Source organism: Streptomyces graminilatus, assembly GCF_001418565.1.
GTDB lineage: Bacteria > Actinomycetota > Actinomycetes > Streptomycetales > Streptomycetaceae > Streptomyces > Streptomyces graminilatus.
This window is the reverse complement of record NZ_LIQQ01000166.1, coordinates 1-1,309: the sequence shown is the minus strand read 5'-3', so window position 1 is coordinate 1,309 and position 1,309 is coordinate 1. Positions and strand designations below refer to the sequence as shown.

At 66.8% G+C, this 1,309-nt stretch carries 2 protein-coding genes; both read right to left on the bottom strand.

Annotated elements, in window-relative coordinates; translation table 11 throughout:
• Nucleotides 1–367: 367 nt before the first annotated feature.
• Nucleotides 368–739: an FKBP-type peptidyl-prolyl cis-trans isomerase gene (locus AOK08_RS15965; RefSeq protein WP_055526228.1), complete on the bottom strand. Its 372-nt coding sequence runs from the start codon at nt 737–739 to the stop codon at nt 368–370.
• A gap of 55 nt (nt 740–794) precedes the next feature.
• Nucleotides 795–1,309: FKBP-type peptidyl-prolyl cis-trans isomerase (locus AOK08_RS15960; RefSeq protein WP_198539283.1), on the bottom strand; the 515-nt coding region annotated here is incomplete at its 5' end.

Here is a 1,309-nt window from a genome sequence, read left to right as displayed (position 1 = left end):
GCTTGCTCAGTGGCCTGCGCGTCCCGAGCAGACACAGCGCCAGGTTCATCAGCCGCTCTGCCTTGGCAATGGCCATCGACGAACTTCGCCTTCCCTATGGTGCTTACGACGGATGACCGTACCGCCCCGAAGTGGCGCGGCAAAAGCCGAGGGCCCATGCCCGGACAGGCATGGGCCCCAGATGATCAGGTTCGGTCAAATCCCGTATCTACTTCATACGACGATCCCATCCAATCCCGATCACATTCGACTGTCGTACGACAACCCGACCGGACGGTCGGACTGCGGACGGGCCGGACCGCGATCAACCGGACGCGATCAACCGGACCGCGACCGGTCGGACAGCGACCGGTCAAGCGGCGACCGGTCAGACCGCGATCAGGTCCACCACGAAGATCAGCGTCTCGCCCGGCTTGATCGCCGGCGTGGGGCTCTGGTTGCCGTAGGCGAGGTGGGCCGGGATGGTCAGCTCACGCCGGCCACCGACCTTCATGCCCTGCACACCCTGGTCCCAGCCCTTGATGACCCGGCCGCCGCCCAGCGGGAACTTGAACGGGGTGCCCCGGTTCCAGCTCGCGTCGAACTCCTCGCCCGTGCTGAAGGAGACTCCCACGTAGTGGACGGTCACGTTCTGACCCGCCACCGCTACCGCTCCGTCGCCCTCCCAGATGTCCTTGATCTGGAGGTCCGCCGGAGGCTGGCCTTCGGGGAAGTCGATCTCGGGCTTCTCGATGCTCACTTCATCTCTCCTTGTTGCGTGACCTGCGTCGGGAACAGTCTCACAGACGAGCCGGTCAGACGGTGCCGAGGATGTCCACCACGAAGACCAGCGTGTTCTTCGCCAGCTCACTGCCGGGGCTCGCGCCGTAGCCCAGGGCCGGCGGGATCACCAGGAGCACCCGGTCACCCACGTTCTTGCCGACGAGACCCTTGTCCCAGCCCGCCACCACCGAACCGGTGCCGATCTGGAAGGCCGTGGCGCCACCGTGGTCCCAGGACGAGTCGAACTTCTTCCCGTCCTCCCACTTGACCCCGGTGTACTGGGCGATCAGCCCCTGGCCGGCCTCGACCTTCTTGCCGCTGCCCTTGATCAGCACCTGCTCCTCAAGGCCCTTGGGAGGCTTGGCGCCCTTGGGGATGGTGATGACCGCCGCCTTCTGCGACGGGGACTCCACCTTCGGCAGGCTCGGCTCCGAGGCGGCCTGCTCGCCCTTGGCCTCCGCCTTGGCGTCGATGGCGGCGGCACCGACCGGGTCGACCACCCAGATCAGGACGTCCTTCGCGGCGAGCCCGGCCGAGGTGTTCAGGT